Source organism: Staphylococcus sp. HMSC062H10 (assembly GCF_001836945.1).
GTDB classification, from domain to species: Bacteria; Bacillota; Bacilli; order Staphylococcales; family Staphylococcaceae; genus Staphylococcus; species Staphylococcus aureus.
Genome location: NZ_KV831003.1, coordinates 74,808 through 97,526, shown reverse-complemented (window position 1 = coordinate 97,526; position 22,719 = coordinate 74,808). Strand labels below are relative to the sequence as shown.

General features: G+C 32.6%; 22 protein-coding genes. 19 read left to right on the top strand and 3 right to left on the bottom strand.

Features of this window, described 5'->3' with window-relative positions:
* Window positions 1-8 precede the first annotated feature (8 nt).
* From cap8F to cap8P, 11 genes are all read left to right on the top strand, one after another.
* The gene (gene cap8F, locus HMPREF2658_RS13425) at window positions 9-1,118 is read left to right on the top strand and encodes a type 8 capsular polysaccharide synthesis protein Cap8F (protein WP_001028280.1); all 1,110 of its coding nucleotides are present in this window, start codon (window positions 9-11) and stop codon (window positions 1,116-1,118) included.
* Between the two features lie 3 nt (window positions 1,119-1,121).
* Window positions 1,122-2,246, top strand: coding sequence for a type 8 capsular polysaccharide synthesis protein Cap8G (gene cap8G, locus HMPREF2658_RS13420; protein WP_000413171.1), 1,125 nt, complete (start codon window positions 1,122-1,124; stop codon window positions 2,244-2,246).
* 2 nt (window positions 2,247-2,248) lie between these two features.
* A complete protein-coding gene (gene cap8H, locus HMPREF2658_RS13415; RefSeq protein ID WP_001216936.1) occupies window positions 2,249-3,328 on the top strand; it encodes a type 8 capsular polysaccharide synthesis protein Cap8H in 1,080 nt (359 codons plus the stop codon).
* On the top strand, window positions 3,321-4,715 hold the full coding sequence (gene cap8I / locus HMPREF2658_RS13410; RefSeq protein ID WP_000036954.1) for a type 8 capsular polysaccharide synthesis protein Cap8I: 1,395 nt from the start codon (window positions 3,321-3,323) through the stop codon (window positions 4,713-4,715). The genes cap8H and cap8I overlap by 8 nt, the downstream gene beginning before the upstream one ends.
* A complete protein-coding gene (cap8J, locus tag HMPREF2658_RS13405; RefSeq protein WP_000636151.1) occupies window positions 4,712-5,269 on the top strand; it encodes a type 8 capsular polysaccharide synthesis protein Cap8J in 558 nt (185 codons plus the stop codon). The genes cap8I and cap8J overlap by 4 nt, the downstream gene beginning before the upstream one ends.
* Before the next feature lie 8 nt (window positions 5,270-5,277).
* Entirely contained in the window at window positions 5,278-6,516 is a 1,239-nt protein-coding gene (gene cap8K / locus HMPREF2658_RS13400; RefSeq protein ID WP_054194499.1) for a type 8 capsular polysaccharide synthesis protein Cap8K, read from the top strand.
* 33 nt (window positions 6,517-6,549) lie between these two features.
* On the top strand, window positions 6,550-7,755 hold the full coding sequence (gene cap8L / locus HMPREF2658_RS13395) for a type 8 capsular polysaccharide synthesis protein Cap8L (protein ID WP_001291029.1): 1,206 nt from the start codon (window positions 6,550-6,552) through the stop codon (window positions 7,753-7,755).
* A gap of 10 nt (window positions 7,756-7,765) precedes the next feature.
* Entirely contained in the window at window positions 7,766-8,323 is a 558-nt protein-coding gene (gene cap8M / locus HMPREF2658_RS13390; RefSeq protein WP_000825099.1) for a type 8 capsular polysaccharide synthesis protein Cap8M, read from the top strand.
* A complete protein-coding gene (capN, locus tag HMPREF2658_RS13385) occupies window positions 8,323-9,210 on the top strand; it encodes a capsular polysaccharide type 5/8 biosynthesis epimerase CapN (RefSeq protein ID WP_001230683.1) in 888 nt (295 codons plus the stop codon). The genes cap8M and capN overlap by 1 nt, the downstream gene beginning before the upstream one ends.
* A 54-nt stretch (window positions 9,211-9,264) precedes the next feature.
* The gene (gene cap8O / locus HMPREF2658_RS13380; RefSeq protein WP_000779511.1) at window positions 9,265-10,527 is read left to right on the top strand and encodes a type 8 capsular polysaccharide synthesis protein Cap8O; all 1,263 of its coding nucleotides are present in this window, start codon (window positions 9,265-9,267) and stop codon (window positions 10,525-10,527) included.
* A 76-nt stretch (window positions 10,528-10,603) separates the two neighbouring features.
* Window positions 10,604-11,749, top strand: coding sequence for a type 8 capsular polysaccharide synthesis protein Cap8P (gene cap8P, locus HMPREF2658_RS13375; protein WP_000723456.1), 1,146 nt, complete (start codon window positions 10,604-10,606; stop codon window positions 11,747-11,749).
* 64 nt (window positions 11,750-11,813) lie between these two features.
* Here the strand turns inward: cap8P and isdI are convergent, their stop codons facing one another.
* Together isdI and HMPREF2658_RS13365 are read right to left on the bottom strand one after the other, a co-directional pair.
* Window positions 11,814-12,140, bottom strand: a complete 327-nt coding sequence (gene isdI, locus HMPREF2658_RS13370; protein WP_000480605.1) for a staphylobilin-forming heme oxygenase IsdI — start codon at window positions 12,138-12,140, stop codon at window positions 11,814-11,816.
* Window positions 12,141-12,146: 6 nt separating this feature from the next.
* Window positions 12,147-12,530: a YbaN family protein gene (locus HMPREF2658_RS13365; protein ID WP_001237005.1), complete on the bottom strand. Its 384-nt coding sequence runs from the start codon at window positions 12,528-12,530 to the stop codon at window positions 12,147-12,149.
* 426 nt (window positions 12,531-12,956) lie between these two features.
* Between HMPREF2658_RS13365 and HMPREF2658_RS13360 the strand changes: the two genes are divergently transcribed.
* Together HMPREF2658_RS13360 and HMPREF2658_RS13355 are read left to right on the top strand one after the other, a co-directional pair.
* A complete protein-coding gene (locus HMPREF2658_RS13360) occupies window positions 12,957-14,444 on the top strand; it encodes an aldehyde dehydrogenase family protein (protein ID WP_000290386.1) in 1,488 nt (495 codons plus the stop codon).
* Between the two features lie 645 nt (window positions 14,445-15,089).
* The gene (locus HMPREF2658_RS13355) at window positions 15,090-16,049 is read left to right on the top strand and encodes a cation diffusion facilitator family transporter (protein WP_001013475.1); all 960 of its coding nucleotides are present in this window, start codon (window positions 15,090-15,092) and stop codon (window positions 16,047-16,049) included.
* Between the two features lie 61 nt (window positions 16,050-16,110).
* Here HMPREF2658_RS13355 and HMPREF2658_RS13350 read toward each other — a convergent pair whose 3' ends face one another.
* Window positions 16,111-16,314 (bottom strand): hypothetical protein, encoded by a 204-nt coding sequence (locus HMPREF2658_RS13350; protein WP_000356967.1) that lies wholly within the window; start codon window positions 16,312-16,314, stop codon window positions 16,111-16,113.
* A gap of 179 nt (window positions 16,315-16,493) precedes the next feature.
* On the opposite strand from HMPREF2658_RS13350, the gene HMPREF2658_RS13345 reads away from it, so the two are divergent.
* The 6 genes from HMPREF2658_RS13345 to HMPREF2658_RS13320 all read left to right on the top strand — a co-directional run bounded on the left by HMPREF2658_RS13345 (window position 16,494) and on the right by HMPREF2658_RS13320 (window position 22,490).
* Window positions 16,494-17,006: a DUF4242 domain-containing protein gene (locus tag HMPREF2658_RS13345; RefSeq protein WP_000171926.1), complete on the top strand. Its 513-nt coding sequence runs from the start codon at window positions 16,494-16,496 to the stop codon at window positions 17,004-17,006.
* A gap of 341 nt (window positions 17,007-17,347) precedes the next feature.
* Window positions 17,348-18,088 (top strand): ABC transporter ATP-binding protein, encoded by a 741-nt coding sequence (locus HMPREF2658_RS13340; RefSeq protein ID WP_070854471.1) that lies wholly within the window; start codon window positions 17,348-17,350, stop codon window positions 18,086-18,088.
* A 13-nt stretch (window positions 18,089-18,101) separates the two neighbouring features.
* Entirely contained in the window at window positions 18,102-19,076 is a 975-nt protein-coding gene (locus tag HMPREF2658_RS13335; protein WP_000826681.1) for an ABC transporter substrate-binding protein, read from the top strand.
* Window positions 19,073-19,834 (top strand): ABC transporter permease, encoded by a 762-nt coding sequence (locus HMPREF2658_RS13330; protein ID WP_000197554.1) that lies wholly within the window; start codon window positions 19,073-19,075, stop codon window positions 19,832-19,834. Before HMPREF2658_RS13335 ends, HMPREF2658_RS13330 begins: the two co-directional genes overlap by 4 nt.
* 12 nt (window positions 19,835-19,846) lie before the next feature.
* Entirely contained in the window at window positions 19,847-20,878 is a 1,032-nt protein-coding gene (locus tag HMPREF2658_RS13325; RefSeq protein WP_000171665.1) for an acyl-CoA/acyl-ACP dehydrogenase, read from the top strand.
* A gap of 361 nt (window positions 20,879-21,239) precedes the next feature.
* A complete protein-coding gene (locus HMPREF2658_RS13320; protein WP_000826852.1) occupies window positions 21,240-22,490 on the top strand; it encodes an MDR family MFS transporter in 1,251 nt (416 codons plus the stop codon).
* The last annotated feature ends 229 nt before the right edge of the window (window positions 22,491-22,719 follow it).

Here is a 22,719-nt window from a genome sequence, read left to right as displayed (position 1 = left end):
GAGTGACGTTGAATATTGTAATTACAGGGGCACATGGTTTTGTAGGAAAAAACTTGAAAGCAGATTTAACATCAACGACAGATCATCATATTTTCGAAGTACATCGACAAACTAAAGAGGAAGTATTAGAGTCAACATTGTTGAAAGCAGACTTTGTCGTACATTTAGCAGGTGTTAATCGACCTGAACACCACAAAGAATTCAGCTTAGGAAATGTGAGTTATTTAGATCATGTACTTGATATATTAACTAGAAATACGAAGAAGCCAGCGATATTATTATCGTCTTCAATACAAGCAACACAAGATAATCCTTATGGTGAGAGTAAGTTGCAAGGTGAACAGCTATTAAGACAATATGCCGAAGAGTATGGCAATACGGTTTATATTTATCGCTGGCCAAATTTATTCGGCAAGTGGTGTAAGCCGAATTATAACTCAGTGATAGCAACATTTTGTTACAAAATTGCACGTAACGAAGAGATTCAAGTTAATAATCGGGACGTTGAACTAACACTAAACTACGTGGATGATATCGTCGCTGAAATAAAACGTGCTATTGAAGGAAATCCAACGATTGAAAATGGTGTACCTACAGTACCAAATGTATTTAAAGTGACATTGGGAGAAATTGTAGATTCATTATACAAGTTCAAACAGTCACGTCTCGATCGAACATTGCCGAAATTAGATAACTTATTTGAAAAAGATTTGTATAGTACGTATTTAAGCTATCTACCTAGTACAGACTTTAGTTATCCCTTACTTATGAATGTGGATGATAGGGGTTCTTTTACAGAATTTATAAAAACACCGGATCGTGGTCAAGTTTCTGTAAATATTTCTAAGCCAGGTATTACTAAAGGTAATCACTGGCATCATACTAAAAACGAAAAATTTCTAGTCGTATCAGGTAAAGGGGTAATTCGTTTTAGACATGTTAATGATGATGAAATCATTGAATATTACGTTTCTGGCGACAAATTAGAAGTTGTAGACATACCAGTAGGATACACACATAATATTGAAAATTTAGGCGACACAGATATGGTAACTATTATGTGGGTGAATGAAATGTTTGATCCAAATCAGCCAGATACGTATTTCTTGGAGGTATAGCGCATGGAAAAACTAAAATTAATGACAATAGTTGGTACAAGGCCTGAAATCATTCGTTTATCATCAACGATTAAAGCATGTGATCAATATTTTAATCAGATATTAGTACACACTGGTCAAAATTATGATTATACATTGAATCAAATTTTCTTTGATGATTTGGAATTAAGACAACCGGACCACTACTTAGAGGCTGTTGGAAGTAACCTCGGAGAAACGATGGGGAATATTATTGCGAAGACGTATGACGTTTTATTACGCGAACAACCGGATGCACTTTTAATTCTTGGTGATACAAATAGTTGTTTAGCAGCAGTATCTGCTAAACGATTAAAGATTCCTGTGTTTCATATGGAAGCGGGTAATAGATGCTTTGATCAGAATGTACCTGAAGAAATCAATCGTAAAATTGTTGACCATGTCAGTGATGTGAATCTACCTTATACGGAACATAGCAGACGGTATTTATTAGATGAAGGCTTCAATAAAGCGAATATCTTTGTGACAGGATCACCGATGACAGAAGTGATAGAAGCGCATCGAGATAAAATTAATCACAGTGACGTTTTAAATAAACTAGGATTAGAACCGCAACAATACATTTTAGTATCTGCGCATAGAGAAGAGAATATCGATAATGAAAAGAATTTTAAATCATTAATGAATGCGATAAATGATATTGCCAAAAAGTATAAAATGCCTGTGATTTATTCAACGCATCCAAGAAGTTGGAAGAAAATTGAAGAAAGTAAATTTGAATTTGATCCATTAGTTAAACAGTTAAAGCCATTTGGTTTCTTTGATTATAATGCATTGCAAAAAGATGCATTTGTTGTGCTATCAGATAGTGGAACATTGTCAGAAGAGTCGTCTATTTTGAAGTTCCCTGGTGTCCTTATTCGAACTTCCACAGAAAGACCGGAAGTACTAGATAAAGGTACGGTTATTGTAGGTGGTATTACCTATAACAATCTAATCCAATCCGTTGAACTAGCAAGAGAGATGCAAAACAATAACGAACCGATGATTGATGCTATTGATTATAAAGACACTAACGTTTCGACAAAGGTAGTTAAAATTATTCAAAGCTATAAAGATATTATCAATCGAAATACTTGGAGGAAATGACGATGAGGATAGCGATTCTTGGCGCTACAAACATTAAGCATATGTCATTATTATCACATTATTTAAACCATATTGATTTGAACATTAATGAAGTGGACATTATATATACTGACAAATATGATATCGAAGAACATATCCAAGGCATTAATAATTACTATAAATATAGAGTAGATATTAAAGAAGATTGGTCTTTTATCAAAAAAGCTATTGCTTACTATCGATTTAGACCATATGCCAAGAAAATTCTTGAAGAAAATCATTATGATTTTGTCATAGTATGGGGAAGTTACACAGGCCACTTATTTAAAAGGTTTCTAGAAAGAAGCTACAAAGATAAATTTATTTTAAATATCAGAGATTATTTTTTTGAAAATAATAAACTTATTAAGTATAGAATGAAAAAGATTGTTGATGCCAGCAGGCTAACAACATTATCTTCAGAAGGTTTTCTTAAATTTTTACCTAAATCTGAAAAATATAGAATTATTTATAGTTATAACATGAATATTATTAGAGAAAGTAATGTGAGCGAAGAATTCAAAAAACGATGGCCAATTAATATAGGTTTTATAGGCAATGTTAGATTTAACGAGATAAATCAAAAGTTGATAAAGGAACTGGCAAATGATTCAAGGTTCCATATGCAATATTTTGGAACAGGGTCTGAAGAATTAGAAGCCTTTGCACGAGAAAATTATATTAATAATGTAACGTTTTCTGGTGGGTTTGATTTGAAAGAAACACCGAAATATTTAAATGAAATTGATATACTTAATAATTTGTTTGGTAATCAAAATATTGCTTTAGATACTGCTTTATCCATAAGAATGTATTATGCGTTGTTTTTAAATAAACCTATTATTACAACAGATGATACATTCACCGCTACAGAAGCTAATAAATTCGGACTGGGTTTTAGTATTAATCCAGAAAATTTAAAAGGTATTGGTGATGAATTGATGGATTGGTATAACAATTTGGATGTAATTGACATTAATCATAAAAGAGAAGCTTATAGAAATGATGTAATTGGAAATAATAAACAGTTCTATCAAGAGATAGGCAGGATATTTAATGAGTAAGATATACAATGTCACTTCATATGTTATCGCCATTTTAATGTTTCCTTGCCTTATGTTAGGTGATAAACCTTTATTATTTTTAGCACCTATAAGTTATGGAGTAGGAAAGCTCTTTATAAGCTTCTCGAATAATCCGAATTTTAAATTTTCGAAAATTGTATACGATGTTTTAGGTTTTCTTAGATTAGTATTTATACCTGCTATGATAGTGTTTTTCCAGGATTCAACTATAGATAATTTACCATTAGGACAAGCTTATTTTAATCAAGCAGTTATTTATATGAGTGTAGAGTTTATCATAGGCTCACTATTTATATTAATACTATCTAAATTATTCAAACATGAAGTGATATCAAGAAGTAGCTTTACACTTTCTGGTTCATCAATTTATTACATTGTGTTTGGTCTTGTTATTTGTGGGATTTTTGTAGCTTTTCCTGAAGTGCGTAAAAATATATCATTTTTAATTATTAAAACAGATGCAATGGGAAGAGGAACCGAAGTAACAAGTGGTTTAAATGTCCTTTTTGTAATGCTGTTTCAACTTGCCTTAGCATTATTATTCTTAATAATCGCATATGCTTCATATAAAAAGTATAAAGAGAATCCTAAAATTATTTATGTTGTAATGCCGCTAGCTATAGGGATTTTAAATATTAGTTTAATTGTTGGTGAAAGAAGAAGTTACCAACTTTATACGATGGTTGCTGTTTTAACAGTGGTGTCACTCTTGTTTTCTAAGCACAAAAGACGTATCAATATCGTTATTATTTCTGTTGGAATTTTCGTATTAGCATTGATGACACTATATAAAGAATTGTATGTGTTTAATTATAGTTCATATAGCGAGGCGTTAAATAGTACAAGTGTAAGTAATCTTAAAATAGTTGACACGTTGCAATCATATTTTTATGGACCTAGCAATATTGCAGCTTCTATAGACTATTTGAATTACTATAATGGTTCGTTCAAACAATATTTATTTGATAATACCAGAGCTGTTTTTGGCTTTAATTTCTTCTTAGATAAAAAGCAGTTGATTACTAGCCAACTTTTTAACCAATTGATATATGGTAGTAAACAATTGACTGGTCATCTTATTTCGAGTGCTGGATATGGAATTATTTATTTTGGACCCTTATTCTTCTATTTGAATTTAATTGCAAATATCTTTTTTGCATTTCTGAGTGAGTATATTATTCGGAAGAGTCATTCGTTAGAAGTGATATTTATTGGTACATATATTTATATGAGACTTATTACGAGTATTTTTAGTCACCCGACACCATTAATCACATTGATTTCTATGATTTTAGTTGTATATGTTATAGCTATTATCCCAGGCATTATAATAAAAAAATTTACTAAAAAAGTAGGGATAGAATGATTGTAAAAACATTTATGAAATCGAAAATATTTAGATTAATGAATACACCACTATTATTATTTTATAAGAAAGAATATTTAACTGGATATTATTTTGAAAATAAAGTGGCTGGATGGTTATGGGCGTGGAAAGCTGTTCCGTTCAAGCTGTTAGGAATAAATACGAGCTTGCCATTTCCTGCAGATATAACTGTTAGAATGCATAACCCTAATAACATTGTTTTTGATAAAAATGATATTCATATTTTCCAATCGCCCGGGACGTATTTTAATAATTTTTCAGCAGTTATATATATAGGTAGAGGTGTTTATATAGCGCCAAACGTAGGTATTATTACAGCTAATCATAATATTAAAAATTTGAAGTCACATGCACCAGGTGAAGATGTCAAAATAGGGAATTATAGTTGGATTGGAATGAACTCAGTTATATTACCAGGAGTAGAATTGGGGGAACATACAATTGTAGGGGCTGGGTCAGTTGTAACAAAAAGTTTTCCAGAAGGTAACGTTGTTATAGGTGGCAATCCAGCGAAAGTCATCAAGAAAATCTGAGGTTGATTATGAGATTAAATAAATTTATTGGCGATTCGTTCTTAATGATTTTAAGTAGTGGCATCGCTCAAGTCATATTAATCATCACTACCCCAATTATTACAAGACTATATTCACCTGCAGAATTTGGTGAGTTTACAATTTTTTCAAATATCGCAATGATTTTAATACCAATAATAAATGCGAGATACGATTTATTGATTGTGAATGCCAAAAATGACCGTAGTGCTAATATACTTTCACAAATCAGTTTTTTGATATCATTGCTTATTTTATTAATACTGATACCAATACTTGCCATTAGTGCATGGTTGTACCCAAACTTTATATTAGATTTTATTTTCATTATTATTATGTTGTTTTTGGTAAGTTTAACAAACATATTTACAAATTATCTAAATAAGGAACGGAAATATAAAGTGTTAAGTTTGATCAATGTGTTTAGAGCTGGATCAATGGCTTTACTTCAAATCATTTTCGGACTTTTATCATTAGGAAGTCTAGGATTAATTATTGGTTTTTCATTATCCTATATCACAGGCATTACACTAGGATATAAAACGTTTAAAAAGCACTTTAATATTGTGAGAAATAAGGAAGAAACTAAAGCATTATTTTTAGAAAATAAAAATCAGTTAGTTTATTCAACACCATCAATATTATTAAATAGTTTGTCTTTCTCAGTTGTTGTGTTCTTTATAGGTATTTTGTATACCAATACAGAAGTAGGTATTTATGGTATGGCTATAAGAGTATTAGGTATACCAGTGACAATTATTTCACTAGGGTTATCAAAAATATTTATGCAACAAGCTAATGACTATTATATTGAACGTGGTAACTTCCGAAATTTATTACTTAAATTTAGTTCCACACTAGTTATCGTTTCGATAATTCTTTATGTGCCACTTTATTTATTTAGTGAAGAATTAGTCAATATATTAATAGGACACAGTTGGGTTGACGCAATTACAGTTATAAAAATTGTTATCCCATTATTTGTTATAAGGCTGATTGTATCAACGGTATCACTTTCTGTGATTGTATTACAAAAACAACAGTTAGAATTAATACTACAAGCGTTATTTTTAATAGGTACTACTGTAACATTTGTTATATCAAAAATGCTTAATCTAACTTTTTTAAACTTTGTATCTATTAATACAGCTGTTTTAATCGTATCTTACATGATATTTTTCATAGCACTCTATTATTTTGCTAAAAATAAACAGTTCAAAAATTCTTAGTCTAAATTCATTAATAAAAAGGACGTCGATTAGATGAGTGAAAAAAAGATTTTGATTTTATGTCAGTATTTTTATCCGGAATATGTATCTTCTGCGACGTTACCAACTCAATTGGCGGAAGATTTAATTGCGAATCACATTAATGTCGATGTCATGTGTGGATGGCCATATGAATATAGTAATCATCGAGATATATCTAAAACCGAGATGCATCGTGGTATTCGCATTCGACGTCTCAAGTATTCGAGATTTAATAACAAAAGTAAGGTTGGAAGGATCATCAATTTCTTTAGTTTATTTTCAAAATTCGTGATTAATATACCTAAAATGTTGAAATATGATCAGATTCTTGTTTACTCTAATCCACCAATCTTGCCATTAATACCAGACGTACTACACAGACTGCTTAAGAAAAAATATTCTTTTGTGGTGTATGATATAGCACCTGATAATGCGATTAAGACAGGTGCAACACGTCCAGGTAGCATGATTGATAAACTGATGCGTTACATTAATAGACATGTCTATAAGAATGCTGAAAATGTCATAGTCCTTGGTACGGAAATGAAAAACTACTTACTAAATCATCAAATTTCTAAAAATGCTGACAATATCCATGTGATTCCTAACTGGTATGACATGCGTCAGTTACAAGACAATCATATCTATAATGACACATTTAAAGCTTACCGTGAGCAATACGACAAAATTTTATTGTATAGCGGTAATATGGGGCAGTTACAGGATATGGAGACACTTATTTCATTTTTAAAATTAAATAAGGATCAGCCTCAAACGTTAACAATACTTTGTGGTCATGGTAAGAAATTTGCAGATGTCAAAACGGCAATAGAAGACCATCGTATTGAAAATGTTAAAATGTTTGAGTTTTTAACAGGTACAGACTATGCTGACGTATTAAAAATTGCGGATGTATGTATTGCATCGCTGATTAAAGAAGGCGTCGGTTTAGGCGTGCCGAGCAAGAATTATGGCTACCTTGCAGCTAAGAAGCCGTTGGTACTCATCATGGATAAGCAATCTGATATCGTTCAACATGTTGAACAATATGATGCGGGTATCCAAATTGATAATGGCGATGAACATGCCATTTATAACTTCATCAACACTCACTCGAGTAAGGAATTGCACGAGATGGGTGAGCGCGCACATCAACTGTTTAAAGATAAATATACGAGAGAAATTAATACTATAAAGTATTACAATCTGTTGAAGTGAGGAGATAATTATGAAGCGATTATTCGATGTAGTGAGTTCAATATATGGTTTAGTAGTTTTAAGTCCGATTCTGTTAATTACAGCATTACTAATTAAAATGGAATCACCTGGACCAGCCATTTTCAAACAAAAAAGACCGACGATTAATAATGAATTGTTTAATATTTATAAGTTTAGATCAATGAAAATAGACACACCTAATGTTGCAACTGATTTAATGGATTCAACATCGTATATAACAAAGACAGGGAAGGTCATTCGTAAGACCTCTATTGATGAATTGCCACAATTATTGAATGTTTTAAAAGGAGAAATGTCAATTGTAGGTCCTAGACCAGCGCTTTATAATCAATACGAATTAATCGAAAAACGTACAAAAGCGAACGTGCATACGATTAGACCAGGTGTGACAGGACTAGCTCAAGTGATGGGGAGAGATGATATTACTGATGATCAAAAAGTAGCGTATGATCATTATTACTTAACACATCAATCTATGATGCTTGATATGTATATCATTTATAAAACGGTTAAAAATATTATTACTTCAGAAGGTGTGCATCACTAATGAGAAAAAATATTTTAATTACAGGCGTACATGGATATATCGGTAATGCTTTAAAAGATAAGCTTATTGAACAAGGACATCAAGTGGATCAAATTAATGTTAGGAATCAATTGTGGAAGTCGACCTCGTTCAAAGATTATGATGTTTTAATCCATACAGCAGCTTTGGTTCACAACAATTCACCTCAAGCAAGGCTAACTGATTATATGCAAGTGAATATGTTGCTTACGAAACAATTGGCACAAAAGGCTAAAGCTGAAGACGTTAAACAATTTATTTTTATGAGTACTATGGCAGTTTATGGAAAAGAAGGTCAGGTTGGTAAATCAGATCAAATTGATACACAAACACCAATGAACCCTACGACCAATTATGGTATTTCCAAAAAGTTCGCTGAACAAGCATTACAAGAGTTGATTAGTGATTCGTTTAAAGTAGCAATTGTGAGACCACCAATGATTTATGGTGCACATTGCCCAGGAAATTTCCAACGGTTAATGCAATTGTCAAAGCGATTGCCAATCATTCCTGTTATTAAAAATCAGCGCAGTGCTTTATATATTAAACATCTGACAGCATTTATTGATCAATTAATATCATTAGAAGTGACAGGAGTATATCATCCTCAAGATAGTTTTTACTTTGATACATCGTCAGTAATGTATGAAATACGTCGCCAATCACATCGTAAAACGGTATTGATCAACATGCCTTCAATGCTAAATAAGTATTTTAATAAGTTGTCGGTCTTTAGAAAATTATTCGGCAATTTAACATACAGCAATACGTTATATGAAAAAAATAATGCACTTGAAGTTATTCCTGGAAAAATGTCACTTGTTATTGCGGACATCATGGATGAAACGACAACCAAAGATAAGGCATAAGTCATCTATTAAATAAAATCAACATACAAATCGTTTTTATTTGGAGGTTATAGTATGAAGTTAACAGTAGTTGGCTTAGGTTATATTGGTTTACCAACATCAATTATGTTTGCAAAGCATGGCGTCGATGTGCTTGGTGTTGATATTAATCAGCAAACGATTGATAAGTTACAAAGTGGTCAAATTAGTATTGAAGAACCTGGATTACAAGAGGTTTATGAAGAGGTACTGTCATCGGGAAAATTGAAGGTATCTACAACGCCAGAAGCATCTGATGTTTTTATCATTGCCGTTCCGACGCCGAATAATGATGATCAGTACCGGTCATGTGACATTTCGCTAGTTATGCGTGCATTAGATAGTATTTTACCATTTTTAGAAAAAGGAAATACCATTATTGTAGAGTCGACAATTGCGCCTAAAACGATGGATGATTTTGTAAAACCAGTCATTGAAAATTTAGGGTTTACAATAGGTGAAGATATTTATTTAGTGCATTGTCCAGAACGTGTACTGCCAGGAAAAATTTTAGAAGAATTAGTTCATAACAATCGCATCATTGGCGGTGTGACTAAAGCTTGTATTGAAGCGGGTAAATATGTCTATCGCACATTTGTTCAGGGAGAAATGATTGAAACAGATGCACGTACTGCTGAAATGAGTAAGCTAATGGAAAACACATATAGAGACGTGAATATTGCTTTAGCTAATGAATTAACAAAAATTTGCAATAACTTAAATATTAATGTATTAGTTGTGATTGAAATGGCAAACAAACATCCGCGTGTTAATATCCATCAACCTGGTCCAGGAGTAGGCGGTCATTGTTTAGCTGTTGATCCGTACTTTATTATTGCTAAAGACCCTGAAAATGCAAAGTTAATTCAAACTGGACGTGAAATTAATAATTCAATGCCGGCCTATGTTGTTGATACAACGAAGCAAATCATCAAAGCGTTGAGTGGGAATAAAGTCACAGTATTTGGTTTAACTTATAAAGGTGATGTTGATGATATAAGAGAATCACCAGCATTTGATATTTATGAGCTATTAAATCAAGAACCAGACATAGAAGTATGTGCTTATGATCCACATGTTGAATTAGATTTTGTGGAACATGATATGTCACATGCTGTCAAAGACGCATCGCTAGTATTGATTTTAAGTGACCACTCAGAATTTAAAAATTTATCGGACAGTCATTTTGATAAAATGAAGCATAAAGTGATTTTTGATACAAAAAATGTTGTGAAATCATCATTTGAAGATGTATCGTATTATAATTATGGCACTATATTTAATTTTATCGACAAATAAAATGTGTCAAACTAGGGCATACATGATTAAGAAAAGATAAGCTGTCATGTGTTTGAACTTCAGAGAGGATAATGTTATGAAAAAAATTATGGTTATTTTCGGTACGAGACCCGAAGCAATAAAAATGGCACCATTAGTAAAAGAAATTGATCATAATGGGAACTTTGAAGCGAACATTGTGATTACAGCACAACATAGAGATATGTTAGATAGTGTGTTAAGTATATTTGATATTCAAGCTGATCATGATTTAAATATTATGCAAGATCAACAAACGTTAGCGGGCCTTACGGCGAATGCGCTTGCAAAACTTGATAGCATCATTAATGAGGAACAGCCGGATATGATTTTAGTACATGGTGATACTACAACGACTTTTGTAGGAAGTTTGGCAGCATTTTATCATCAAATTCCGGTCGGACATGTAGAAGCTGGACTTCGAACACATCAGAAATACTCACCATTTCCTGAAGAGTTAAATCGAGTCATGGTAAGTAATATTGCTGAATTGAATTTTGCGCCAACAGTAATTGCAGCTAAAAATTTACTTTTTGAAAACAAAGACAAAGAGAGTATCTTTATTACCGGAAATACAGTTATTGACGCATTGTCAACAACAGTTCAAAATGATTTTGTTTCAACGATCATTAATAAACATAAAGGCAAGAAAGTTATTTTACTAACAGCGCATCGTCGTGAAAATATTGGGGAACCGATGCATCAGATTTTTAAAGCAGTTAGAGATTTGGCAGATGAATATAAAGATGTTGTCTTCATTTATCCAATGCATCGTAATCCAAAGGTAAGAGCGATTGCCGAAAAATATTTATCTGGGAGAAATCGGATTGAATTAATTGAGCCATTAGATGCGATTGAGTTCCATAATTTTACAAATCAATCGTACCTCGTACTGACAGATTCTGGTGGTATTCAAGAGGAAGCTCCTACATTTGGAAAACCTGTGTTGGTATTAAGGAATCATACAGAGCGTCCTGAAGGCGTTGAGGCGGGAACATCGAGAGTAATTGGCACAGATTATGACAATATTGTTCGAAATGTGAAACAATTGATTGAGGATGATGAAGCGTATCAACGTATGAGTCAAGCGAATAATCCATATGGTGATGGACAAGCATCACGACGTATTTGTGAAGCAATAGAATATTATTTTGGATTGCGTTCAGACAAGCCGGATGAATTCGTACCTTTACGTCATAAATAATAAAAAACCCCTAATCATGAAGTTGGTTTAGACAACCAGCGGTGACTAGGGGTTTTTAATATGTTTATTTTTGATAGTGGTAGCCAATATCATATTTGAATACTTTATTTGATAATATTGGACTTTGCTGTCCATCGTCATCACTTTTTAAACGTACATTTTTATGAGCTTCTTTAAATACATCGGAATTCAACCAATTATTAAAGCTATCTTCAGATTCCCAAATAGTTAAGATTTTAACTTCATCTGTATCCTTGGTATTTAATGTTTTAGTGACAAACATTTGTTGGAAGCCTTCAATAGTTTCAATACCTTGTCTATTGTAAAAACGTTCAATCGTTTCTTCCGCACTGCCTTTTTGTAATTGTAATCTATTTTCTGCCATGAACATGGGCAATCACTCCTCTATTTTATTATTTGATTTGGGTAATGTTTTTACAAATGTAAAGAGTACAGCGGTTTGTATGATAACCATTATGATTAATCCTACACGGACTGCAAGAACATCCACCATATAAATTGAAAAACCTATTACAATGTATAAGCTAATTAAAATTTTAATTTTCTGTTGTAGCGTGTAGCCGCGATGTAAATAAAAGTTTTCTACATATTCTTTATAAATTTTTTGATTAATAAGCCAATTGTAAAAGCGATCTGAACTTCGAGCAAAACAAAAAACTGCTACGAGTAAAAAAGGGGTCGTTGGCAGTAAAGGTAATACGGCACCTGCAATACCAAGCGCTGTAAATATTAAGCCAATGACGATTAAAATAAGTCGCATTGAAAAAACTCCATTCTAGTACTAATGCGCATGTAATATTGTTTTAGTAATATAACTCATGCTAAATATAATGTGTATGATAAGTGCAATGACTCAGTAAAATGAAACGTTGTTGAATTATCCTTGTCCCATTAACGCATTTTAAGCGCGACTTTCATAACAAGCAAACTATTTAATGAGAATTATTCTCAAGTATTATAGTTATATTATGTGTTTTATTTTTGAAAAGTGCAATATGTTTTCGAAAATAAGATTATTTTTATGTGCAAAAACGACGCAAAAGTTTTAAAAATGAGACTTCTGTGAGCTGATTATTTTATAAAATGTAAACGCTTACTATATAATGTGAATCATATCGTTTAAAAGCATTATTAAATATGATGCTAAGAGATTTATATTATAGCCAATAAACAAAGGAGAGATAATATGGCAGTAAACGTTCGAGATTATATAGCAGAGAATTATGGTTTATTTATCAATGGGGAATTTGTTAAAGGTAGCAGTGACGAAACAATCGAAGTGACTAATCCAGCAACTGGAGAAACACTATCACATATTACAAGAGCAAAAGATAAAGATGTCGATCATGCAGTCGAAGTGGCGCAAGAGGCATTTGAATCATGGTCATTAACTTCTAAATCAGAACGTGCACAAATGTTGCGTGATATTGGTGATAAATTAATGGCACAAAAAGATAAAATTGCAATGATTGAAACATTAAATAATGGTAAACCGATTCGTGAGACAACAGCAATTGATATTCCATTTGCTGCAAGACATTTCCATTATTTCGCAAGTGTTATTGAAACAGAAGAAGGTACAGTGAATGATATCGATAAAGACACAATGAGTATCGTACGACATGAGCCGATTGGCGTCGTAGGTGCTGTTGTTGCTTGGAACTTCCCAATGCTATTAGCTGCATGGAAGATTGCGCCAGCCATTGCTGCAGGTAATACAATTGTGATTCAACCTTCGTCTTCAACACCATTAAGTTTATTGGAAGTTGCTAAAATTTTCCAAGAGGTATTACCTAAAGGTGTTGTCAATATACTAACTGGTAAAGGTTCAGAATCAGGTAATGCAATTTTCAATCATGATGGTGTAGATAAATTATCATTTACGGGCTCAACTGATGTAGGTTATCAAGTTGCCGAAGCTGCAGCGAAACATCTAGTACCTGCTACTTTAGAGCTTGGTGGTAAAAGTGCCAATATCATATTAGATGATGCTAATTTAGACCTTGCAGTTGAAGGTATTCAGTTAGGTATTTTATTCAACCAAGGTGAAGTATGTAGTGCAGGTTCTCGATTATTAGTTCATGAAAAAATTTATGATCAATTGTTGCCACGTTTACAAGAGGCATTTTCAAATATTAAAGTTGGAGATCCACAAGATGAAGCTACACAAATGGGTAGTCAAACTGGTAAGGATCAATTAGATAAAATTCAATCATATATTGATGCAGCAAAAGAATCAGATGCACAAATTTTAGCAGGTGGTCATCGTTTAACTGAAAATGGTTTAGATAAAGGATTCTTCTTTGAACCGACATTAATTGCTGTGCCAGATAATCATCATAAATTAGCGCAAGAAGAAATATTTGGACCAGTGTTAACAGTGATTAAAGTGAAGGACGATCAAGAAGCAATTGATATAGCTAATGATTCAGAGTATGGTTTAGCTGGCGGCGTATTTTCTCAAAATATCACACGTGCATTAAATATTGCTAAAGCTGTTCGTACAGGACGTATTTGGATTAACACTTACAACCAAGTACCAGAAGGCGCACCATTTGGTGGTTATAAAAAATCAGGTATCGGTCGAGAAACTTATAAAGGTGCGTTAAGTAACTATCAACAAGTTAAAAATATTTATATTGATACAAGCAATGCTTTAAAAGGTTTGTACTAGAATAAATATCGTTTCTGAAGCGTGTTTGTATGCAGTCTAGCGGTAAGTCTTAGCATGTTTACGGCGTTGTTTAGATTTTAAGCGAAACAAAATATTTAGGAACATGCATAATGATATTAGGATATAATGACTAAAATAATAGCAGTAGGATGGTTTTTAATTGCAAATCATCTTACTGCTGTTTTTAATTATGCTAATTTGCGATGTGGCTATTATAAGGACAGAGTTGTTTATGAATTATGGTGATTTAGAAATATGAAGTTCAATGTGATAAGTCATCGTTTGTTTTAATATGTGGAACAATCATTAAAGCTATTGTTATTTTTGGACTTGATGAAATAAAACAAATGAATTTGAGAAACTTTTTTGTCATTTTTATGTAACTAACACAATAATCTCGTACATTATTAAAAATTTCTATATGATAGGGATAAAGCAAAGCGCGAGTGTGCTGTAAAAGTTTTTCCAAGCTGATATTACATAAAGGTATAAAGGGTAAAGATTAATGAGTTGTCATGTAAAGAACGATGATGTATAAATCATGGTTAATTACGGAAGCATTAATATTAACCTGAGAAGCTATAAAGAATTATTTTTAAAAGAGACAATATTAAATACGACGCATTTATTTAGGAGTGGCAAACTATGAACGGGAAAAAGGCGAATACGATAAACAGATACAAATATTTTCATCATGTCGATCATCAAAAAATTCAACAAAGTTCTAAAAAGACGCTATGGGCATCACTTATCATCACACTATTATTTACAGTGATTGAATTTGTTGGAGGTTTAGTATCTAATTCATTAGCATTGCTGTCAGACTCATTTCATATGCTTAGTGATGTATTAGCACTCGGTTTGTCAATGTTGGCAATTTATTTTGCAAGTAAGAAGCCGACTGCACGATACACATTTGGATATTTAAGATTTGAGATATTAGCTGCATTTTTAAATGGTTTAGCATTAATTGTAATTTCAATCTGGATTTTATATGAAGCTATTGTACGTATTATTTATCCGCAACCCATTGAAAGTGGCATTATGTTTATGATTGCTAGTATTGGTTTACTCGTCAATATTATTTTGACTGTTATACTTGTAAGGTCTTTAAAACAAGAAGACAATATCAATATTCAAAGTGCATTATGGCATTTCATGGGAGACTTATTGAACTCAATTGGTGTCATCGTTGCAGTTGTATTGATTTACTTTACAGGGTGGCGCATCATCGACCCAATCATTAGTATTGTAATTTCACTCATCATTTTACGTGGTGGTTATAAAATTACGCGTAATGCGTGGTTAATTTTAATGGAAAGTGTGCCTCAACATTTGGATACTGATCAAATTATGGCAGATATAAAAAACATAGATGGCATATTAGATGTACATGAATTTCATTTGTGGAGTATTACAACAGAACATTACTCATTAAGTGCCCATGTTGTGTTAGATAAAAAATATGAGGGCGATGATTATCAAGCGATTGATCAAGTATCATCATTGTTGAAAGAAAAATATGGCATTGCACATTCAACGTTGCAAATTGAAAACTTACAATTGAATCCATTAGATGAGCCATACTTCGACAAATTAACATAAATAAAACATTGTTGCGCCTAAAACATTAATCTATGTCATAGGCGCACGTTTCGTTTTATACTTATGTTGCATCATCTAAATGATTTTCGTCGATGTCTTTGATGGTATCTACATCTAACACGACATCTTTAGGTTTCAAAATATGAATATGTTTTTCATCATTTGTATGTAAAATGCGTTCTATGATGTACCTTTGACCGGTCATTGTTTCTACAGCAATCTTTTTGTTTCTTGCTAAACTTGCTACGACAGATTCTTTATCCATAATGATAGCCTCCTATATATATCTTTATTTACTTATACCCTAACATTATTTTTATACTCTTTGAAAATATATTTTGCAGAATTTTATCTAAATATTTAAAAAAATCGCTCAATATCCTTGTAATCCGATAAGAATTATAGTAATATTTTTTTCAACCATTGTTATAGGAGGTCTTATTAATGACATTATTTTTATTAGAAGCTAACAATCTTGATTTTGCATCAACGAAAGAAGAACTAGAAGCAAAGGCATCATCACTATCTACGAAGACAATTCCAACATTAATTGAAGTACAAGCTACTGAAAATTTAACTCATGGCTATTTTATTGTGGAAGCAAATGACGAAGCAGAAGCTAAACAATTTTTAACAGAAGCAGGTATTAGCATTCAATTAGTCAAAGAGGTACGCTTAGTTGGTAAAGATTTAGATGAAGTAAAAAATGGTGATGCACATGTTGATTACCTTGTAACTTGGAACATTCCGGAAGGCATTACGATGGATCAATATTTAGCACGTAAAAAGAAAAATTCTGTTCATTATGAAGAAGTGCCAGAAGTTGAATTTAAACGCACATATGTATGTGAAGATATGTCTAAATGTATTTGTTTATACAACGCACCTGATGAAGAAGCGGTACGTCGCGCGCGCAAAGCAGTTGATACACCGATTGATGGCATCGAAAAACTTTAATAAGACAACAAGTTGATGAGATATATGTATATAGGTTTGGCGTGGATTTCGATTGCAGTTAATTAGAATAGCTCAATGCTATAAATGTAAGTAGTTGATATGACGAAACTAATGAACTAAATGCAAGTTTTGTCTAAAATAATCATTTTATTGAAATTTAGTAGAGCTGAAATTAATATAACGTCGTTAATTGAATAACGTTTATGTTATAAGAGGGTTCGCACCAAGCCATAATCATCTATAGATATAACAATTCACGATATAAGGGCTGTGTTTGGCATAGCCCTTTAGATATACATTTAATTCTTATTAAAATGGTAGGGATTAAAAGGGGGCTTGTCATGATTAAAATACAACAATTACAACATCACTTTGGATCACATAAAGTAATTCATAACTTTAATTTGGACATTAGCAAGGGAGAAATAGTCACTTTTATAGGGAAAAGTGGTTGCGGGAAGTCTACTTTACTCAATATCATCGGTGGATTTATTCATCCATCATCTGGTCGTGTCATTATTGATAACGAAATTAAACAACAGCCATCTCCAGATTGTTTAATGCTATTTCAACATCATAATCTGCTGCCATGGAAAACGATTAATGACAACATTAGGATTGGATTCCAACAGAAAATTAGTGATGAAGAGATTAACGCACAGCTTAAATTAGTTGATTTAGAAGGCAGAGGAAATCATTTTCCCGAGCAATTGTCCGGTGGTATGAAACAACGTGTAGCATTATGTCGAGCGCATGTGCATAAGCCTAACGTTATATTGATGGATGAGCCATTAGGTGCATTAGATGCATTTACACGCTATAAACTTCAGGATCAACTAGTACAACTAAAACACAAAACGGAATCAACTATTATCTTAGTCACTCACGATATTGATGAAGCTATTTATCTTTCCGACCGCATTGTTCTGTTAGGTGAAGGGTGCAATATTATTTCTCAATATGAAATTACAGCATCACATCCACGCAGTCGTAATGATAGCCACCTACTTAAGATTCGTAATGAAATTATGGAAAAATTTGCATTGAATCATCATCAAGTTGAACCTGAATATTATTTATAAGGAGTGAGTGACGATGAAAAGGTTAAGCATAATCGTCATCATTGGAATCTTTATAATTACAGGATGTGATTGGCAAAGGACGTCTAAAGAACCGTCTAATAATGCCCAACATCAGCAAGTGATTAAAATTGGATATTTGCCGATTACACATTCAGCTAATTTGATGATGACTAAAAAATTATTATCACAACACAATCATCCGAAATATAAATTAGAATTAGTTAAATTCAATAATTGGCCAGATTTAATGGACGCATTAAACAGTGGTCGTATTGATGGTGCATCAACTTTAATAGAGCTCGCGATGAAATCAAAGCAGAAGGGCTCGAATATAAAAGCTGTGGCATTGGGTCATCATGAAGGCAATGTCATTATGGGACAAAAAGGTATGCACTTAAATGAATTTAATAATAATGGCGATGATTACCATTTTGGTATACCGCATCGTTATTCAACACATTATCTCTTACTTGAAGCATTACGAGAACAATTAAAGATTAAACCGGGGCATTTTAGCTATCATGAAATGTCGCCAGCAGAAATGCCAGCCGCATTAAGTGAACACAGAATTACAGGGTATTCTGTAGCCGAACCATTCGGTGCACTGGGTGAAAAGTTAGGCAAAGGTAAGACTTTGAAACATGGTGATGACGTTATACCTGATGCGTATTGCTGTGTGCTAGTACTGAGAGGCGAATTGCTTGATCAACACAAGGATGTAGCGCAAGCATTTGTACAAGATTATAAAAAGTCTGGCTTTAAAATGAATGATCGCAAGCAAAGTGTAGACATTATGACGCATCATTTTAAACAAAGTCGTGACGTTTTAACACAGTCAGCGGCATGGACATCCTATGGTGATTTAACAATTAAGCCATCCGGCTATCAAGAAATTACGACATTGGTAAAACAACATCATTTGTTTAATCCACCTGCATATGATGACTTTGTTGAACCGTCATTGTATAAGGAGGCATCACGTTCATGACACGTCTCACAATTAATAAAATTATATTACCTATTATCACATTTATTATTTTCTTAGGCATTTGGGAAATGGTCATTATTATTGGGCATTACCAACCTGTATTGTTACCTGGTCCTGCTCTTGTAGGAAAAAGTATATGGACTTTCATTGTTACTGGAGAAATTTTCCAACATTTAGCAATTAGTTTATGGAGATTTGTAGCGGGCTTTGTTGTCGCATTGTTGGTTGCTATTCCATTGGGCTTCTTGCTTGGAAGGAATCGTTGGCTATACAACGCTATCGAACCGCTATTTCAATTGATTAGGCCGATATCTCCGATAGCTTGGGCACCATTTGTTGTTCTATGGTTTGGTATTGGTAGTTTGCCAGCGATTGCGATTATTTTTATCGCTGCTTTTTTCCCAATTGCGTTCAATACCATTAAAGGCGTTAGAGACATTGAACCTCAATATTTAAAAATAGCGGCAAATTTAAATTTAACTGGGTGGTCATTGTATCGCAATATATTATTTCCCGGGGCATTTAAACAAATCATGGCTGGGATACATATGGCGGTAGGAACGAGTTGGATATTTTTAGTTTCTGGTGAAATGATTGGTGCACAGTCGGGGTTAGGTTTTTTAATCGTTGATGCACGAAATATGTTGAACTTAGAAGATGTTTTAGCAGCAATATTCTTTATCGGATTATTTGGTTTTATTATTGATCGATTCATTAGTTATATTGAGCAGTTTATACTTAGAAGATTTGGTGAATAAGGAGAGATGATGATGACTTTAGAAACGCTTATCAAAGAACAATTAGATCCTCATTTAGTAGAAGTTGATGAAGGGACGTATTATCCGAGAACATTTATCCAACAATTATTTGTAGATGGCTATTTTGGTGAAGCGACACTGAGAAAAAATGCTGAAGTAATCGAAGCTGTATCGCAGTCTTGTTTGACAACAGGATTTTGTTTATGGTGCCAATTGGCTTTTTCAACGTATTTAGAAAATGCCACACAGACACATTTAAATAATGACTTACAACAGCAATTGTTATCTGGAGAAATATTAGGTGCTACCGGATTGTCTAATCCGATGAAGTCATTTAATGATTTAGAAAAGTTGAACCTTGAACACACTTATGTTGATGGACAATTGGTTGTCAGTGGACGTATGCCAGCTGTAAGTAATATTCAAGAAGACCATTATTTTGGTGCGATTTCGAAGCATGAATCATCAGATGAATTTGTCATGTTCATTCTACGTGCTAATCAAGATGGTATCACTCTTGTTGAAAAAACAAACTTTTTAGGGGTAAATGGCTCAGCAACGTATCAAATTACTTTGAATCAGGTCGTAGTGCCACAATCACAAATTATCACGCATGATGCGAAGCAGTTTGCGGCAACTATTCGCCCGCAATTTATTGCTTACCAAATTCCAATAGGATTAGGCTCAATTAAAAGTTCTTTAGAGTTAATTGATGCATTTTCAAATGCGCAAAACGGAATAAATCAATATTTAGAGTATGATGTTGAAGCTTTTAAAAAACGTTATCGTCAACTTAGAGAGGAATATTATGCAATATTAGATGACGGTAACTTAACTTCACATTTAAATGAATTAATATCATTGAAGAAGGATATCGGCTATTTATTGTTAGATGTGAATCAAGCTTCTGTTGTCAATGGTGGCTCAAGAGCATATACACCATATTCACCACAAGTACGTAAATTAAAAGAAGGCTTTTTCTTTGCTGCATTAACGCCGACATTAAGACATTTAGGTAAACTTGAGGCAGAGTTGCATAGTTAAATGAATTAAGATGGTGCATAATTCTATTCATCGAAAACTACTACCGTTTTATAGATGGTAGTAGTTTTTTAGTGCGATTACGCATATTGATTAGTTCGTTATAGTGAGCATCCGCAACATTTACGCACATATGTGTTCACTTACGCAAATGTTGATAAATTTCACTCAATTGGAATAATATATAGTCATATAGTGCTGATTTTTTTTGAGACATTATATGCAAGATGCATTTTAAAGTCGATGCAATTATTTATTAAATAAATTTGCCATAACTAAAAATTCTTTGCTTCAACATATGATCAAATAATAGATTTTATATAAATGGTAGTGTGCATATGTGCGGATAGGGGTGTAGTTATCAATGAAACGTTTAAGTACGACTTTGAAAGTACGATTGATTAGCAATTTTTTACAGTTAATTATTACGACAGCATTTATACCGTTTATAGCACTATATTTAACAGATATGTTAAGTCAATCAATAGTCGGTATATACCTTGTTGGTTTAGTGATTCTAAAATTTCCATTGTCTATTATATCTGGTTACCTTATTGAGATATTTCCGAAAAAGTTGCTAGTACTTATTTATCAAGCGACGATGGTGATAATGCTTGTGTTCATGGGCATATTTGGGTCACATCAATTGTGGCAAATTATTGGTTTTTGTGTTGCATATGCCATATTTACAATCGTTTGGGGATTACAATTTCCAGTTATGGACACATTAATTATGGATGCAATTACCGAAGACGTGGAACATTATATATACAAGATTAGCTATTGGATGACGAACTTATCGGTAGCTATTGGAGCATTGTTAGGTGGCTTGATGTATGGCTACAGTATGTTACTGCTTTTCTTAATAGCCGCTTGTATATTTTTAATTGTACTGTTTATTTTATATATTTGGTTACCCCAAGACCGAAATCAAGTAAAGCAAAGTGATGACAAGAAACATGCAAGTCGTTATCAAAAATTACAAATAATGAATATATTTCGCAGTTATAAATTAGTTTTGAAAGACCGTAATTATATGTTATTGATTTCGGGGTTCAGTATCATCATGATGGGTGAATTTTCAATTTCCTCATATATTGCTATTAGACTAAAGGATCAGTTTGAAACAATAAGTATAGGTTCATATGATATTACAGGAGCTAAGATGTTAGCAATCTTGCTAATGATTAATACGGTCGTCGTCATTTTACTCACGTATTCAATCTCGAAAGTTGTATTGAAAATAGATTTTAAAAAAGCTTTAATCACTGGTTTGCTGATTTATATTGTTGGCTATAGTGGTCTAACCTATCTTAATCAGTTTGGCTTATTAGTTGTTTTTATGATAATTGCGACTGTAGGTGAAATTATTTATTCGCCTATAGTTTCAGAACAACGTTTTAAAATTATTCCTAAAGCTAAAAGAGGAACATATAGTGCAGTTAATGCATTAGGCATTCATTTTTCAGAAACACTAGCTAGGTTAGGGATTGTGTTGGGTGCTTTCTTAACGACATTACAAATGGGACTGTATATGTTTATAGTTTTAACAATTGGTGCTAGCATGCTTGTTGCTGGTGTATTCGGGGGGCAAAAACAAGTTAATACAAATTGAATTTATTTAAATATTTATTCTATGCATCTTTTTATGTTGAAAACCTATTAATTTGGTCGTAATTAAAATAGAGATAAATTTATTAAGAATTTGTTAAAATTTAATGATAACAATTGTTTTATGCGAGTTGTTTGTTTAATATAAACTTGCTTCATGGATATTTTGTAACAACTGTACTGAAGTTAATGAATGATATGAACAAATGATAGTTATGAGTGAAAAACAAAGT